At 73.3% G+C, this 15,903-nt stretch carries 16 protein-coding genes; 6 read left to right on the forward strand and 10 right to left on the reverse strand.

All coding sequences use genetic code 11. From position 1 onward, the window contains the following. Positions 1-117: 117 nt before the first annotated feature. Complete coding sequence (locus BJY16_RS20935) at positions 118-750, forward strand: MarR family winged helix-turn-helix transcriptional regulator (RefSeq protein ID WP_373873480.1); 633 nt, start codon at positions 118-120, stop codon at positions 748-750. 309 nt (positions 751-1,059) lie between these two features. After that, on the forward strand, positions 1,060-1,914 hold the full coding sequence (locus BJY16_RS20940; RefSeq protein ID WP_185041281.1) for a tetratricopeptide repeat protein: 855 nt from the start codon (positions 1,060-1,062) through the stop codon (positions 1,912-1,914). Positions 1,915-2,552: 638 nt separating this feature from the next. On the opposite strand, the gene BJY16_RS20945 is transcribed toward BJY16_RS20940, so the two are convergent. Then, a complete protein-coding gene (locus tag BJY16_RS20945; protein ID WP_239177865.1) occupies positions 2,553-2,957 on the reverse strand; it encodes a MarR family winged helix-turn-helix transcriptional regulator in 405 nt (134 codons plus the stop codon). 165 nt (positions 2,958-3,122) lie between these two features. On the opposite strand from BJY16_RS20945, the gene BJY16_RS20950 reads away from it, so the two are divergent. Further along, the gene (locus BJY16_RS20950; protein WP_185041282.1) at positions 3,123-4,829 is read left to right on the forward strand and encodes an ABC transporter ATP-binding protein; all 1,707 of its coding nucleotides are present in this window, start codon (positions 3,123-3,125) and stop codon (positions 4,827-4,829) included. 34 nt (positions 4,830-4,863) lie between these two features. On the opposite strand, the gene BJY16_RS20955 is transcribed toward BJY16_RS20950, so the two are convergent. Both BJY16_RS20955 and BJY16_RS20960 read right to left on the reverse strand, forming a co-directional pair. Then, positions 4,864-5,643, reverse strand: coding sequence for a class I SAM-dependent methyltransferase (locus BJY16_RS20955; RefSeq protein WP_185041283.1), 780 nt, complete (start codon positions 5,641-5,643; stop codon positions 4,864-4,866). Continuing rightward, on the reverse strand, positions 5,640-6,746 hold the full coding sequence (locus tag BJY16_RS20960; protein WP_185041284.1) for a citrate synthase 2: 1,107 nt from the start codon (positions 6,744-6,746) through the stop codon (positions 5,640-5,642). The genes BJY16_RS20955 and BJY16_RS20960 overlap by 4 nt, the downstream gene beginning before the upstream one ends. 67 nt (positions 6,747-6,813) lie before the next feature. Here BJY16_RS20960 and BJY16_RS20965 point away from each other — a divergent pair, with 67 nt between their 5' ends. The 3 genes from BJY16_RS20965 (at position 6,814) to BJY16_RS20975 (ending at position 10,030) form a co-directional block, all read left to right on the forward strand. Beyond that, positions 6,814-8,004, forward strand: coding sequence for a citrate synthase family protein (locus BJY16_RS20965; protein WP_185041285.1), 1,191 nt, complete (start codon positions 6,814-6,816; stop codon positions 8,002-8,004). Between the two features lie 102 nt (positions 8,005-8,106). Then, positions 8,107-8,757, forward strand: a complete 651-nt coding sequence (locus BJY16_RS20970) for a hypothetical protein (protein WP_185041286.1) — start codon at positions 8,107-8,109, stop codon at positions 8,755-8,757. A gap of 10 nt (positions 8,758-8,767) precedes the next feature. Next, entirely contained in the window at positions 8,768-10,030 is a 1,263-nt protein-coding gene (locus tag BJY16_RS20975) for an alpha-amylase family protein (protein ID WP_185041287.1), read from the forward strand. A gap of 186 nt (positions 10,031-10,216) precedes the next feature. Here BJY16_RS20975 and BJY16_RS20980 read toward each other — a convergent pair whose 3' ends face one another. The 7 genes from BJY16_RS20980 to BJY16_RS21010 form a co-directional block, all read right to left on the reverse strand. Continuing rightward, positions 10,217-10,855, reverse strand: a complete 639-nt coding sequence (locus BJY16_RS20980; RefSeq protein ID WP_185041288.1) for a nitroreductase family protein — start codon at positions 10,853-10,855, stop codon at positions 10,217-10,219. A gap of 183 nt (positions 10,856-11,038) precedes the next feature. Next, complete coding sequence (locus BJY16_RS20985) at positions 11,039-11,578, reverse strand: hypothetical protein (protein WP_185041289.1); 540 nt, start codon at positions 11,576-11,578, stop codon at positions 11,039-11,041. A 157-nt stretch (positions 11,579-11,735) separates the two neighbouring features. Continuing rightward, positions 11,736-12,575, reverse strand: a complete 840-nt coding sequence (locus tag BJY16_RS20990) for an alpha/beta fold hydrolase (RefSeq protein ID WP_185041290.1) — start codon at positions 12,573-12,575, stop codon at positions 11,736-11,738. Then, complete coding sequence (locus BJY16_RS20995; RefSeq protein WP_185041291.1) at positions 12,572-13,441, reverse strand: SDR family NAD(P)-dependent oxidoreductase; 870 nt, start codon at positions 13,439-13,441, stop codon at positions 12,572-12,574. The genes BJY16_RS20990 and BJY16_RS20995 overlap by 4 nt, the downstream gene beginning before the upstream one ends. Continuing rightward, positions 13,438-14,898 carry a flavin-containing monooxygenase gene (locus BJY16_RS21000; RefSeq protein ID WP_185041292.1) on the reverse strand — a complete coding sequence of 487 codons (1,461 nt, stop codon included), beginning with the start codon at positions 14,896-14,898 and terminating at the stop codon, positions 13,438-13,440. The genes BJY16_RS20995 and BJY16_RS21000 overlap by 4 nt, the downstream gene beginning before the upstream one ends. Continuing rightward, positions 14,891-15,193 carry a DUF4873 domain-containing protein gene (locus tag BJY16_RS21005; RefSeq protein WP_185041293.1) on the reverse strand — a complete coding sequence of 101 codons (303 nt, stop codon included), beginning with the start codon at positions 15,191-15,193 and terminating at the stop codon, positions 14,891-14,893. The genes BJY16_RS21000 and BJY16_RS21005 overlap by 8 nt, the downstream gene beginning before the upstream one ends. Beyond that, on the reverse strand, positions 15,190-15,873 hold the full coding sequence (locus tag BJY16_RS21010; protein WP_185041294.1) for a TetR/AcrR family transcriptional regulator: 684 nt from the start codon (positions 15,871-15,873) through the stop codon (positions 15,190-15,192). Before BJY16_RS21010 ends, BJY16_RS21005 begins: the two co-directional genes overlap by 4 nt. Positions 15,874-15,903 lie beyond the last annotated feature (30 nt).

Below are 15,903 nucleotides of genomic sequence, written 5' to 3' on the forward strand. Positions count from 1 at the left end.
GCTAAAGAATCTCGACGATCGAGATTCTCCATCCTCGCGGCAGGATCTGCAACACTTACCCTCGTGGAGGAAACGAAAGCCCTGGTAAGAGAAGCGGCATCACCCTCGGAGTCGGCCTTGACCTCGGCGTCGGCCGCGGCCGCGGCCGCGGATCCGCCTTCGGCCTCGGCTTCGGACCCGGCCTCGGCTCCGGCCCCGGTGGCGGCTTCGGCTTCGGGGCCCGCTTCGGTCTCGGTCCCGGCTTCGGGGCCGGCTTCGGTCTCGGTCCCGGCCTCCGGGGAGGCGGCGGAGCGGCAGCGGCTGCGCTCGCGGCTCGTCGATCTGCTCAACGCGTATGCCAGCGAGGCCAACCACATCGGGCACGCCTTCGCCGGGCGCAACCATCTGCACGGGCCCGACCTGCACGCGCTGCTCGCGGTGATGCACGCCGAGCGGGCCGGCGCGCCGCTCACCCCGGGCCGGCTGGGCGAGACGATGGGGCTCTCCTCCGGGGCCACCACCGCGATGATCGACCGCCTGGAACGGGCCGGGCACCTGCGCCGCTGCCGGGAGAGCACCGACCGCCGGGTGGTCCACCTGCGCTACGGCGACACCGGGATGGCCCTGGCGATGGCGTTCTTCACCCCGCTCGCGCCGCGCACCGACGCGGTGATGGCCCGCTTCGAGGTGGCCGAGCTGCAGGTGGTGGAACGGTTCGTGCAGGGCATGGTGGAGTCGCTGACCAGCTACCGCGACGAGCTCCGCGACTGACCCGGGCCTGACACTCGCGGTCTGCCCGGGATCGGCCCGGCCGGTCGCGGTCGTCCCGGGATCGGCCCCGGCCGGTCGCGGTCTGCTCGGGGCCGGTGCGGCTGGTTGCGGTCTGGTCGGGGCCGGTGCGGCTGGTTGCGGTCTGGTCGGGGCCGGTGCGGCTGGTTGCGGTCTGGTCGGGGCCGGTGCGGCTGGTCGCGGTCTGGTCGGGGCCGGCGCGGCCGGTCGCGGTCTGGTCGGGATCGACGCAACCGGGAAGCAACGTCCGAATCGCCAAAGTCGGGGCTACCGGGGCCGATCAGCAGCCTCGTGCGAACCGAGCCCCTCCTTTCCCAGGCCGACGACCTGCTCGCCCGTGGTCGTGCGGAGAACGCCGCCCACCTGCTCGCGCCGATCGTCGGCCGGCAGCCGGAGAACGTCGAGGCGTGGCACCGGATGGCCCGGGCGCACCTGGACATGGGCGACCTGAACGGGGCGCTGCGGTCGGCCACCGCGGCCTGGCAGCTCGACCCGCGCGGGCCGGAGACGCTGTTCTGGCTCAGCCGGGCCGCCACCGAGCTGGGCCGGCACCGCGAGGCGATCGACGCCGCGGCCGCCGCCTGCCGGGAGGATCCGGGCAACCCGCGGCTGCACAACCGGCTCGCCCACGCGCAGCTCGCGGCCGGCCGGGTCGGCGACGCCGTCGACGGCCTGAAGATCGCCATCGAGCTGGCCGGCTACGACGCCGACCTGCACGTCACCCTGGGCCGCGCGATGTTCGCCGCCGGCCGCCCGCTGAGCGCTCGCGAGTCGATCAACCGGGCGCTCAGCCTGGAGCCCGGGCACCAGGGCGCGCACCGGACCCTGGCCCTCTTCGAGATCGCCATGGAGTCCGTGGTGGACGCGTCGTCGCTGGCCCAGGCCGCCGACGAGTTCGCCGAATCGATGCGCGTCGGCCCGCACGGCCGCGTCGACGAACGCGCCATCCTGGCCCGAGACGCCTGCGCCTACGCCGCCCGCGTCACCGTCACCTGGTGCCTCATCTTCCTGCTCGCCCTCGGCGTCCTCAGCGCCACCTCGCTGGTCGCCGTCCCCGCCGGCCTCTACCTGGCCCTGCTCGCCCTGGGCGCCTCCGCCGCCTGCGCCGCCGTCCTGTTCCGCCCCGCCCTCGGCCGCCGCTTCTAACCGCCCCACCAGCCCCCTGAGCGACGCGGCCGCTTCTAACCTTTTCGCCGCGCCTCTACCGCTTCGGAATTACTGGGGCGGTTTATGCCGCTCCGTTTCGGCTCGGCCGCTGCTGACTGTTTCGGCAGACGCTCCCGGTCCGCCGTTGACGACCATCTCCGCTGCCGCGATGCCGCTCTCACCCTCGCGGATCATTTATCCGGTACGACTCGCAGTTCTGTGGCTGTCGGCCCGCGAGGTCCGCGCCACTCACGACCGCGGCGCGTGTCGTGCGGGCCCGCCGGCGCATCGCGATGCCCCGCCCGCTCACGACCGCGACGCGACTCAGGGTTCGTGCGGTCACCTGTGATCCCGGGTCGGTCCCGCGCCGTCTTCTGATCTGCTCGCCCACGGCGGACCCGGCGGCATGCGCCGCGGTCGCGCCAGGACGGCCATCGCGGGACGGCTGCCACGAGGGCTGTGGGGTGTGCCCGAAGCGGACCCGCATGACACGCGCTGCGGTCGTGTGGGGGACGGGCGTCGCGGGCCGACTGGCACGGGACGGCGAGTCGTACCGGATAAATGATCCGGAACGGGGAAGCGGCGTCGCGGCAGCGAGGATGGTCGTCAGAAGCGGCGGCTGGCGCTGGCGGGTGGGGTCAGGCGAGTTTGCGCAGGATGCGGGCCAGCTCGGTGCGGTCGTCGGCGGACAGCATGCTGAACAGGCGTTCGCTGGCGGCGGCCCGGGCCGTGCGGACGCCCTCGCCGGTGGACCGGCCCTGCTCGGTGAGGGCGACCAGCGTGGCGCGCCGGTCGGCCGGGTCCGGGCGGCGCTCGGCCAGGCCGCGCTGCTGCAGGTCGTCGACCACCTCGGTGGCTGAGCGCGGGGCGATCCGGAGGTGCTCGGCGAGCGTGCTGAGGCGCATCTCGCCGTGTCCGAGCAGCACGTTCAGCGCGCGGAACTGGGACGGGGCGATGCCCCACGGCTCCATCTCGCGCCGGGCCTGCTCGCGCAACCGCCGGCTGACCGCCCAGAACGCCTCGTGCAACGACTCTTCCTCCACGGGAACAAACTATCAGCGATTACCGTTGCTCCCTCATGTTGAGGTAACCTCAGCTTGTTCACGGAGGCGTACCGGGAAGGGTCGTTGAATTTGGCTGGAGGACAAGGCCGGGGCGCGGCACGGACCGTGACCCCCGCGGAGAGGGCGCAGGCCCGCTCCGTTTCGATGCGCCGCATCGGCGCGCTCTTCATCGGTCACCGCAAGCAGCTCGCGCTGGTGGTGGCGATCATCGTGGTGTCGTCCGTGCTGGGCATGGCGACGCCGTTCCTGCTCCGCGAGATCATCGACGTCGCCCTGCCGCAGAGCGACCTGCGCCTGCTCGGCTGGCTGGTGGCCGGCATGATCGTGGTCGCCGCGATCACCTCGGTGCTCGGCGTGGTGCAGACCTGGATCTCGACCACCGTCGGCCAGCGGGTGATGCACCGGCTGCGCGTCGACGTCTTCCGGCACCTGCAGCGGCAGTCGGTCGGCTTCTTCACCCGGACCCGCACCGGCGAGGTGCAGTCCCGGATCACCAACGACATCGGCGGCATGCAGACCGTGGTCACCTCGACCGCGACCAGCATCGCGGCCAACCTCACCACGGTGGTCGCCACGGTCGTCGCGATGGTCGCGCTGACCTGGCAGCTCACCCTGATCTCGCTGCTCGTGCTGCCGCCCGCGATCTACCTGACCCGGCGGGTCGCCCGGATGCGGCAGAAGATCACCGCCGAGCGGCAGCGCGAGCTGGCCGAGCTCAACGTGATCATCGAGGAGGGGCTGTCGATCAACGGGATCCAGCTCAGCAAGACGATGGGCGCGGGCGCGGCGCAGGTCGACCGGTTCACCGCCTCGTCGACCCGGCTGATCGACCTGGAGTTGCGTTCCGAGCTGGCCGGGCGCTGGCGGATGGCTGCGATGAGCGTGATCTTCGCGGTGATCCCGGCGACCATCTACCTGGCCGCCGGGCTGCCGTTCGCGGCCGGTGGGATGAGCATCGGCACGCTGGTCGCCTTCACCGCGCTGCAGGGCAACCTGTTCCGCCCGCTGATGAGCCTGCTCGACGTGAGCGTGACGCTGACCAGCTCGCTCGCGCTGTTCGCCCGGATCTTCGAATACCTCGACCTGCCGGTCGAGATCTCCTCGCCGGCCCATCCGGTCCGTCTGGGCACGGTCCGCGGCCACTTGCGGTTCGAGGAGGTCAGTTTCCGGTACGACGACCGCTCGCCGGCTGCGCTCGACGGCGTGAACCTCGACGTGCCGGCCGGCAGTTCCCTCGCGTTGGTGGGGGAGACGGGCTCCGGCAAGAGCACGATCGCCGGCCTGATCGCGCGACTGCACGACCCCACGTCGGGGCGCGTGACGATCGACGGCGTCCCGTTGACCTCGCTCTCCTTGACCGACTTGTCGGACATCGTGGGCGTGGTGAGTCAGGAGACCTACCTGCTGCACACCACGATCCGGGAGAACCTGCGCTACGCGAAGCCGACCGCCACCGACGAGGAGATCGTCGCGGCCGCCACCGCCGCGCAGATCCACCCCTTGATCGCGTCGCTGCCGGACGGCTACGACACCATGGTCGGTTCCCGCGGGCACCGCTTCTCCGGCGGTGAGAAACAGCGCATCGCGATCGCCCGCACGCTGCTGCGCGACCCGCGGATCCTGGTCCTGGACGAGGCGACCAGCGCGCTGGACACCGAGACCGAGCGAGCGGTGCAGCAGGCCTTCGACGAGCTGGCCCGGGGCCGCACCACGGTGACCATCGCGCACCGGTTGTCCACGGTCCGCGATGCCGACCAGATCGTGGTCATCGACCACGGCCGGATCCTGGAGTCGGGCACCCACGCGACGCTCCTGTCCGAGGGCGGCCGTTACGCCACCCTCGCGACCTGAGCGGCGACCGCTTCCGGCCCGCCCCGGCCCGCAGCTAGGCCGCCCTCCCTTCGCGGTGGGCGACCACCGCCCACACCCGGTGCGGGATGAGCAGCGGGTCGGTGGGGAAGTCGTCGGTCAACGTCTGCCGGAGGGCGGCCGAGAAGCGCTCGACCCCGGCGGGCGGGAGGCTGGCGGCGACGCCGGCGCTGGCCCGGATCCGGCCGGCCCAGTCCTCGTGGGTGTAGGGCACGTCGACGTCGTAGGAGAACGTCTCCACCCCGGTGAAACCGGCCGTGCGCAGATCGGTGAGCCAGCGGGGGTGCAGGCCGGTGCCGCCGGCCAGGGACCAGGCCGGGTTGTGGGCCAGGATCAGGCGCTCGGTGGCCTCCACCACGCTGCCCGGCAACGGCAGCCAGTCGAAGTGCGCGATCACGATCCGGCCGCCCGGGCGGAGCAGGCGACCGGCCTCCGCGGCGGCCTCGGCGGCGCGGAACCAGTGCCAGCACTGGCCGGCGCTGACCACGTCGAAGGCGGCGTCCGGCAGGCCGGTCCGCTCGGCGGCGCCGACCACGTAGGTCACCTCGACGCCGGCCGCCCGGTCCAGCAGGCGAGCCTGCTCCAGCAGCGGCGCGGCCGGGTCCAGGCCGGTCACCGCCGCGCCGCGCAGCGCGAAGAGGCGGGCCAGGCTGCCGGTTCCGGTGCCGAGGTCGAGCACGGCCTGCCCGGGCGTGCCGATGCCGAAGCCGGCGAGGCGGTCCAGCAGGCTCGGCGGGAACCCGGCCCGGTGCCGGGCGTAGTCGGCCGCCGTCCGGCCGAAGTCGACAGTGCTCATCGGTTGCGCTCCACCGCGGCTGCCCAGCCGGGCAGGTCGGCGGCCTCGCGGGCGCCCGGGCCGACATAGTCCGCGGACGGGCGGATGATCTTCCCGAGGCGTTTCTGCTCCAGCACGTGCGCGCTCCACCCGGCGGTCCGCGCGCAGGTGAACAGCGAGGTGAACAGCTCGGCCGGGACGCCGGCGAAGTCCAGCACCACGGCGGCCCAGAACTCCACGTTCGTCTCCAGCACCCGGTCCGGCTTGCGCTCGCGCAGCTCGGCCAGGGCGGCCAGCTCCAGCTCGCGGGCCACCTCGAAGCGTGGCGCGCCCAGCTCGAACGCCGCGTCGCGCAGGATCCGGGCGCGTGGGTCCTCGGCCCGGTAGACCGCGTGCCCGAAACCCATCAGCCGCTGCCCGGCGTCCAGCACGCTCCGCACGTAGGCGCGGGCGTCCCCGGCCCGCTCCACCGCCTCGATCATGCCGAGCACCCGGGCCGGCGCGCCGCCGTGCAGCGGGCCGGAGAGCGCCGCGACCGCCGCGGACAGGCAGGCCGGGACATCCGCGCCGGTGCTGGCGACGACCCGGGCGGTGAACGTGGACGCGTTCATGCCGTGCTCGGCGGCACAGATCCAATACCGGTCGAGGGCCGCGACGTGCCGCGGATCCGGCTCGCCCTGCCAGCGGATCATGAACTGCTCGGTGGCGTGCCGGCCCGCCTCGACCAGCCGCTGCGGGACCGGGGTGGCGGCGCCGCGGGCGGCCTGGGCGACGAACGAGAGCACCATCGCCGAGGTCCGGGCCAGGTCGTCCCGGGCCTGGGCGTCGTCGATGTCGATCAGCTGGCGCAGGCCCCAGCGCGGGGCGAGCAGCGCCACCGCGGCCTGCGCGTCGGCCCGGACGTCGCCGGAGCGGACCGGGACGGGGAGCGGCTCGGCGGGCGGCAGCGGGTGGTCGAAGCCGCCGTCGGCGAGCAGCCCCCAGACGTCGGCGAAGGAGACCTGGCCGGCCAGGGAGCGGATGTCGACACCGCGGTAGCGGAGCGAGCCGCCGTCGCGGTCGGGTTCGGCGATCTCGGTGTCGAACGCGACGACACCGGCGAGTCCTGGGTTGACAGTCAACATGACTCCACGATTCGACTTGATCGCATGGCGGTCAATGTTGATCCAGTCAACATGAGATGATGTGCACATGGTCGATCAGCTGCTCACCACGGACCAGGTCGCCGAGCGGCTCGGGGTCAAACCGGCGACGGTCTACGCCTATGTGAGCCGCGGCCTGCTGCCCAGCCGGCGCAACGCGGCCGGCAAGGGCAGCCTGTTCGACAAGGCCGACGTGGACGCGATGATCGCCGGCCGCAAACGGGTCACGCCGAGCATCCAGACCGGGATCACCCTGATCCGCGACGGCGGGTTGTTCTACCGCGGGCGGGACGCCACCGAGCTGGCCCGGACCAGCACTTTCGAGGCCGTCGCCGGCCTGCTGTGGACGGGCGAGCCGGGCGCCGGGCCGTTCCCGCGCAACCCCGCCCAGGTGGCCCTGGCCCGCCGGATCGGCGCCGAGCTGCCCCCGGCCGCCCGCCTCGTCGACCGCCTCCGGGTCACCGTCGCGGCGATCGCCGCCGCCGACCCGCTCCGCTTCGACACCACCCCGGCCGCGGTCCTCACCACCGGCCGCACCCTGATCGCCACGATGGTCGACGCGCTCCCACGCCGCTCCCCGGAGCCGGACCCGGGCCCCGGGGACGGCGGGCCGGCGGCGATCGTCGAGTTGCTGTGGCCGCGGCTGACGGCGCAGCCGATCGACGAGGCGGGCCGGCGGATCCTGGAGGCGGCGCTGATCCTGCTCGCCGACCACGACATCGCCGCGTCCACGCTGGCCGCACGGGTGGCGGCGTCGACCCGGGCGCATCCGTACGCGGTGGTCAGCGCCGGGCTCGCCGCGCTCGACGGGCCGCTGCACGGTGCGGCCAGCGAGCAGGTGCACCCGCTGCTGGCCGACGCGCTGACCGGCGCCGACCCGATCGGGATCATCTCCGAGCGGCTGCGCACCAGCGGCGGGCTGCCCGGGTTCGGGCATCCGCTCTACCCGTCCGGGGATCCCCGGGCCGCCACGCTGTTCGACCTGCTCGGCGACCACCCGGTGAGGGACGCCGCCGCGCGTCTGGCGGCCGCCGTCCGTACCCGGTCGGGCATCCTGCCCAACATCGACCTCGCGCTGGCCGCCCTCACCCTCCGCCACCGCATGCCGGCGGATGCCGGCGAGGCGATCTTCGCCGTCGCCCGCACCGCCGGCTGGCTCGCCCACGCCCTCGAGGAGTATGCGAACCGCCCGGCCCGCTTCCGCCCCACCGGGCAGTACTCGGGCCGCCCGCCCGCCTGACCGGAGGGTCCGCCTGGTGGCCGGCGTCAGTGATCATGGAGACTCGGGGTCCGGGACAGCCCGGCGACCTGGGCGAACACCGAAAGACACGGGGGATCACCGATGGACGAGACGACCACTGGCCGGGACCGGGACGCGGGCCCGGCCGGCGCCGGGATCGGCCTGCTCGGCCTGGCCGTCGCTGGCGCCGGCTTCTGGCTCGCCCTGCGTGCCGGCACCGACCCGACCCGGGTGCTCTCGGTGGCCGGTTTCGCCGCCGGAGCCCTGGCCACCACCGCCGCCGTCCTCGGCGCGCTGCTCGCGCTGACCGGCCGCCGAGGCGTCGCGAGCACCGCCGTCGCCGGCGTCCTGAGCGTCTGCGGACTGCTCGCGGTCACCGTCGCCGGGCTGATCACCGCGACCGACCGGCCGGCGGCCACCACCCCGGACGGCCCGCAGATCAGCGCGCAGACCAGCGGTCAGGGCGGCGACCCCGGCACCGTGGCCATCCAGGTCGTGGTGCCCGGCCTGGAGCCCGGCCAGCCGCTGGACGTCGAGGTCACCGGCGGCTCGGCGGACGGCAGCCCGTTCCTGCTCGGCCGCTCGCTGACCCCGGCCGGCGCGGACGGCACGGCCCGGGCGGTGCTCGCGGTCATCGCGGAGAACCCGCAGGTGACGGTTCAGGTGACCACCCCGGGCCGGATCTGCAGCCAGGACCTCCCGTTCAACGAGCTGAACGCCGCCATTCCAGCGATCCGGTGCCGCACCGCCTAACATCATGGCGATGACCGACTGGGTGGAGCACGTGATCTGGTGGCATGCCCACCCGCTGACGTTCACCGGCGCCGAGCGCACCGCGCTCCCGCCCGGCGCCGCGCCGGTGCCCCGGCTGCGCCGTTTCGAGCCGTGGCTGGACTACCTGGTCGAGCTCGGCTGCAACGGCCTGGCCCTGGGCCCGGTCTTCGCCTCGGCCAGCCACGGCTACGACACGGTCGACCACTACCGGGTCGATCCTCGGCTGGGCACCGAGGACGACCTGCGCCGGCTGCTCGACGAGTGTCACCGGCGCGGGGTCCGGGTGCTGTTCGACGGCGTGTTCAACCACGTCGGCCGGGACTTCGCGGCGTTCCGGGACGTGCTCGCGCACGGCCGGGACTCGGCCTACGCCAGCTGGTTCCGGCTCAGCTTCCGCGACGACGGGAGCTTCGACTACGCCGACTTCGAGGGGCACCGGCACCTGGTCGCGCTGAACCACGACGAGCCGGCCGTGGCCGACTACGTCGCCGGGGTGATGCGGCACTGGCTGGACTTCGGCGCCGACGGCTGGCGGCTGGACGCGGCGTACGCCGTCCCGCCGCCCTTCTGGCGGGACACGGTCACCCGGGCCCGCGCCGCGCACCCGGGCGCCTGGTTCGCCGGTGAGGTCATCCACGGCGACTACGAGTCGTGGCTGCACGACGGCGCCCTCGACGCGGTCACCCAGTACGAGCTCTGGAAAGCGATCTGGAGCAGCCTCAACGACCGCAACTTCTACGAACTGGCCTGGGCCCTGGACCGGCACACCAAGCTGTCCAAGCCGCCGCTCACCTTCGTCGGCAACCACGACGTCACCCGCCTGGCCAGCGTCCTCACCGACCCGCGGCACCTGCCGCTGGCCCTGGTCGTGCTCTTCACCGTCGGCGGCGTGCCGAGTGTCTACGCCGGCGACGAGCAGGCCTTCACCGGCGTCAAACGGGACCGGGAGTTCGGCGACGACGAGGTCCGCCCGCCGTTCCCGGACACGCCGGCCGGCCTGGTCCCCTACGGCCGGCCCACCTTCCACCTGCACCAGCAGCTGATCAGCCTGCGCCGCCGGCACCCGTGGCTGCACCGCGCCACGATCACCCCGGTGCACCTGAGCAACGAGCAGTTCAGTTACGAGGCGGTGTCCGCCGACGGCGAGCACCGGCTGACCGTCACGCTCGACGCGTCAGCCCGCGAGGATCTCGGCGGCTCTGGCCGCGCGATCGCCTCCGGCCCGGGTTGGTCGATCCGCGAGCCCGGCTGAGGACCCGGCGATCCGGCTGGTCGGCAGGGCCGCTCCGGTGTGGTGCCGCCCGGCCCGGCCACTCGCCAGTCCCCGCCCGCCCAGGGGGGCCGCCCCGAAGACAGTGTGACGCGGAATCGGGATCTCGCGCGGCTGGGCTGTGGACAGCGCGCCGATGTGGACAACCGCCGCCCGATCCGGCCGGGGTCAGCGTTGCTCGAACTTCTCGAAGTACACGACCTCGTCCAGCGGCCGGCGCTTCGGCTGCGCCCAGCGGCCCTTCGCCGGGTAGCCGAGCGGCACGATCGCCATGGTCAGCGCGTCGTCCGGCAGCCCGAGCAGCTTGCGGACGTCCTCCTCGTGCCCGATGTGCAGGGTGGTCAGCGTGGACCCGATGCCGTAGGCCCGGGCGGCCAGCATCAGCTGCTGCACCGCGCCGTAGATCGACGAGCCGAGCCGCGGGTTCTTCGACGTCGCCGCGCCGAGGATGACCGGGACGATCCAGACCGGCGCCTCCTCGATGTGGTTGGCGAGGTGGTCGGCGGCCAGGAAGCTGCGGCTGCTCATCGGCCCGTCCGCGGCGTTCAGGATCTCCTCGCGGCGGGAGCCGTAGTGCCGCTCCCAGCCCTCCCGGTACCACCCGGCGATCTGCTTCTTCACCGACGGATCGCGCACCACGATCCACGCCCAGAACTGCCCGTTCCCGGCGGACGGCCCGCGGATCGCGGCGTCCAGGATCGCCCGCACGATGTCGTCGTCGATCGGCTCGGTGGACAGGTAGCGACGGGCCGGGGTGGAGTGCAGCGCCTCCAGCAGGGGCAGGTCGTGCGGCGCGGGAGTGGTCATGCCCGCAGCCTAGTGAGCCGCCCCGGCCGCCGCCCGCGAACCCTCCGGCCCGCGCGAGGCCGCTCCGGCATCAGACCGACATTTCCCGGTACGCCGTGAGCCCCGCCGCGACCCGCCCCGCGAACGGCCGCCGTAAGCCCCGCCGTGACCCGCGCCCGGCGAACGGCCGCCGTGAGCCGCCGCTCAGCGGGTCGCCCAGGCCAGCACCGCCCCGTCCGGCGCGCCGATCAGCACCTGGGCACCCGTCCCGACCCCCGCCCCGGCCGGATGCTCGAACGGCACGAGCCAGCTCCGGGTCACCCCGGCGTGCAGGGTCCGCGCCCCCGGCGTGCCGCCCCCGTCGACCGGCCCCTTCTCCGTCGCCCCGTCCGCGTAGCGCAGCCGGACCAGCCCCGGCCCGAACTCCCAGCTCCCACGGAGCACCCGCACGGTCACCTCGACCACGTACGCCGGGTCGCCCGCGCCACCCGCCGTCGCCGCCACGTCCCGCACGGTCACCCGGGCCGCGAGCTCCGTCGTACGGATGTCCTGTCCCGATCCGAGCGGCCGTGCCGCCCCGGCCGCGACCGTGGGCGAAGCGCTGCTGGGCGATCCACTTCCGGATCCGGCCGCCGCCGGCCCGGCGGGCGACGACGGCGCGGGGGAGCTCTTCACCGGCGGCGGTGGCGAGCCTCCGCAGCCGGCCAAGGTCACCGCGAGCAGTCCACTGATCACAACGCGCATGCGTCCATCCAACCTGGACAGCCCGGTTCCGCAACACCACCCGCGGGTGATCCGGGGAGCACACCCCACTTGACCAGCGTCTGCCGGACGCCGATGTCGACATGCCGACTGGCGGGGGCCGGGCGGCGCCCCCTTATCCGCCGCCCGGCCCCGGCTCTCAGACGGCCACCTCGGCGAGCATCGGCCGGACCATCCCGGCGAACTCGTCCGGCCGCTCGATCTGCGGCATGTGGCCGGTGTTCGGGAACATGTGCGACCGGGCGTGCGGGAAGGCCGTGCGGGCCGCCGCCATGTGGTGGCAGGGCAGGATCATGTCCCGGTCGCCCCAGAGGATCATGGTCGGCTTCTCCAGCGCGGTCAGCGACTCCAGCAGCGAGGTCCGCCAGGCCGGCGCGACCCCGCGGAAACCGCCCAGCGCCTTGGCGATCTCCAGGTAGACCGGCGCGAAGTCCGGCTGCTTGGCGATCTTGATGGCCATCGCCACCCGTTCCGGCGTGACCAGCGCCCGGTCCCGGAACAGGGTCCGTTCCACCCGCGGCGCGGACATCTTGTTGATGTTGCGCAGCATGGTCCGGCCCAGCCCGGGCAGCGCCAGCACGCGCAGCGCCCAGGTCACCTCCTTGCCGAACCCGGCGCTGTTCACCAGGGTCAGCGTCGACACCCGCTCGGGCGCCGAGGCCAGCATGGTCATCGAGACCGCGCCGCCCAGCGAGTTGCCCATCAGGTGCACCGGCCGGGTCTCGCCGAGCGCGTCCAGCGTCGCCCACACCCCGTCGGCCAGCACCGGCAGCGTGGTCGGCGCCGGCATCCGCTGGGACAGCCCGAAACCGGGCATGTCCAGGCTGATCACCCGGTACTCGTCGTCGAACCGGGAGTGCTGCAACGACCAGTCCTCCAGGCTGCGGCCGATGCCGTGCAGCAGGAGCACCGGCGGGGCGGCCGGGTCACCGGTCTCGTGGAAGCGGATGCGGTTGCCGCGTACCGTCACGTAGTTCATCGCCCCGCACCCACCTTCTGCCGCGCCGCGGCCTTGACCGTGGCGGCGGTCAGCGACCGCAGCACGTTGGCGGTGATGACCGGCGCGAGCCGGGCGAAGAGGTCCGGTCCCTTCGCGTTCGCCGCGATCAGCAGCCGGGCCTTGCGGCGCGCGACCGCCCGCAGGATCTGCTCGGCGGCCTTGTCGGCGGGGTAGCTGAGCAGCGAGGCGAACAGCTTGCGGGTCGGCGCGACGTCCGACTCGGGCACACCGGTGCCGATCAGCGCGCTCTCCGCGATCCGGGTCCGGATCCCGCCCGGGTGCACCGTGGTGACCCCGATCCCGTTCTCGAACAGCTCGCCGCGCAGCGACTCGCTCAGCCCGCGCAGCGCGAACTTGCTGGCGCAGTAGGCGCTCTGCCCGGGCGGCGCGATCAGCCCGAACAGGCTAGACACGTTCACCAGGTGACCGCCGGCGTCCAGGCTGGGCAGCAGCGCGTGGGTGAGCAGCAGCGGCGCCCGGAAGTTCACGTTCAGCACCTGCTCGAACTGCTCCATGCTGACCTGGTCGAAGCGGCCGCCGAGGGCGATCCCGGCGTTGTTGACCAGCAGGCCGATCGACGGGTGCTCGGCGCGGATCCGGGTGGCCAGCGCCTCCACGGTGGGCCGGTCGGCGAGGTCGGCGACGATCGTCCGCACGTCGAGGCCGGGGTGCGCGCCGCGGATCCGGGACGCGACCGGGTCCAGCCGGGCCGCGTCGACGTCGACCAGGACGAGGTGGCTGCCGCGCTGGGCCAGGCCGTAGGCGAGCTGTTCGCCGATGCCGCTGGCCGCGCCGGTGAGCACGGCGGTGCGACCGGCGAACCGGTAGGGATCAAGACGGGTCATCGGACCACCTCGGTGTCGGGGACGGGAGTGGGAGCGGTGTGCCGGGCGAAGGTCATGTCCTGAGTGACGTCGGCGCGCGGGGTGGCGACCACGTCACGCAGGTAGTTCTGCCGGACCAGCCACGGGTCCCGGTCGCCCTGCCGGGGGAACTTGTCCAGCGCGCGCTGGACGTAGCCGGAGGAGAGGTCGAGCAGCGGGCGGCCGGAACCGGACGGCCGGGTCGGGGTCGCCACCGCGTAACCGTGGCGTTCCATGTGGTCGAGCAGTTTGAGCACGTACCGGGTGGAGAGGTCGGCGCGCAGCGTCCAGGACGCGTTGACGTAGCCGATGCAGTACGCCAGGTTCGGCACTCCGGAGAGCATCAGCCCGCGGTACGCGGAGAGCTGCCCCAGGTCGACCGGGGTCCCGTCGACGCTGACCCGCACCCCGCCGACCGGCAGCAGCGACAGCCCGGTCGCCGAGACCACCACGTCCGCCTCCAGGACCCGGCCGGACCTGAGCCGGATGCCCTCCGGGACGAACGTGTCGATGTGGTCGGTCACCACCGACGCCCGGCCCTCGGTGATCACCTTGAACAGGTCGCCGTTCGGGATCACGCAGAGCCGCTGGTCCCACGGCTCGTAGTGGGGCTTGAAGTGCTCCTCGACGTAGCCCGGGTTCTTCAGGAACCGGCCGGCCAGGCCCTGCAGCACCTTGCGGACCTGCTTCGGGCGCTTCCGGGCGACCTGGTAGAAGACCTGGGTGACCAGCACGTTCTTGGCGCGGGCCACCCGGTTCGCGGCGCGGGCCGGCAGGACGCGGCGGGCCACGTTCGCGATCAGGTCCTTGTTCGGCAGCGGGATCACGTAGGTGGGGGAGCGCTGCAGCATGGTGACGTGGGCGGCGTCGGCGGCCATCGCCGGGACCAGGGTGACGGCGGTGGCGCCGCTGCCGATCACGACGACGCGCTTGCCGGTGTAGTCCAGGTCGGCCGGCCAGAACTGCGGGTGGACGAGGCGCCCGGTGAAGTCGTTCAGTCCCGGGAAGTCGGGCTGATAGCCCTCGGCGTAGCTGTAGTAGCCGGCGCAGGCGTACACGAACTTGGCCGTGAAGATCTCGCCGTCAGCGGTCGTGAGCGTCCATCGATCGGCCGCCCAGTCGGCACTGACGACCTTCTTCCCGAACCGGATGTTCCGCGAGATACCCGCCTCGGCCGCCGTCTCCTCGATGTACCGGCGGATCTTCTCGCCGGACGCCAGGGACTCCGGCTCCCGCCACGGCCGGAACGGATACGACAGCGTGAACATGTCCGAATCGGATCGCACCCCGGGATAGCGGAACAGGTCCCAGGTGCCGCCGATCGCGTCCCGCGCCTCGAGGATCGCGTAGCTGTCCCGCGGCCGCTGCTGCTGCAACCGCCACGCCGCGCCGATCCCGGACAGGCCGGCGCCGATGATCAGGACGTCGAAGTCAGGCACCGGCCACCTCCGGGAACCACGGGGGCGTGCCGGCCCCGGTGATCCGGACGCCGCCCCACGGATCCGGCTCGCTCAGCTTGACCGCCGTCTCCGGTGCCCCGGGGATCGCGATGGTCGCCTTGCGCAGCCCGCCGCTGACACGTTCCCGCAGGTCGTCGACCGGGTTGGTGCGACCGGCCCAGCGGAACCGGCCCTCGATCGGCTCGAAGTGCGCGGACATCCGCACCTCCACCGCGACCGGGCCGTCGTCCAGCATCAGCGTGGCCGGTCCCCGGTACTCCTCCTCATCCGTCACGCGCTTGCCCACCCTTCTTGTTGAGCCGCCAGGCCGCCGGGCATGTCCGCCGCGCGGCTGATGCCGGCGACGCCGCCCCAGAGGAACGTGGTCAGGTACTCGCCGAGCGCCTCGCGGCTGATCGGCTGCTGCTGCCGGAGCCACCAGTCGCCGACCGACTGGACGTAACCGACCACCCCGTAGGCCCACGGCAGCGAGGCGCCGGAGTCCAGCCCGCGGGCCCGCAGCCGGTCGCCGAAGATCCGGGCCAGGCCGCTGGCCACGGTGTCCATCACGTCGGCGACCACGTCCCGGCCCCGGGTGATGTCCGGCTGGTGCACCACGAACCGGTACAGGTTCAGGTCGGCCTCGATGTGCGCCAGGTAGACGTCGATGGCGGCGGCGATCGCGGCCCGCTCCTCGCGCACCGACGCGACCGCCGGGATCATCGCCTCCAGGACCATCGCCCCGGCCGCCTGCCCGACCGCCAGCCACAACTCGGACTTGTCGGCGAAGTACCGGTAGAGGATCGGCTTGCTGACGCCGGCGTGCGCCGCGATCGCCTCCATGCCGATCTCCGGCCCGTGCTGCCGGATCGCCTCGATCGCGGCCGCGGTGAGTTCGGCGCGACGCTGCTCGCGATGGCCGTCCCATCGATTGCGGCGACCGTCGGTGTTGACGGGGGGAGTGACCGAGTTCATAGTACTAGAAGTAACTGTTACCGCCGGTAA

This window comes from Actinoplanes octamycinicus (assembly GCF_014205225.1).
Taxonomy (GTDB): domain Bacteria; phylum Actinomycetota; class Actinomycetes; order Mycobacteriales; family Micromonosporaceae; genus Actinoplanes; species Actinoplanes octamycinicus.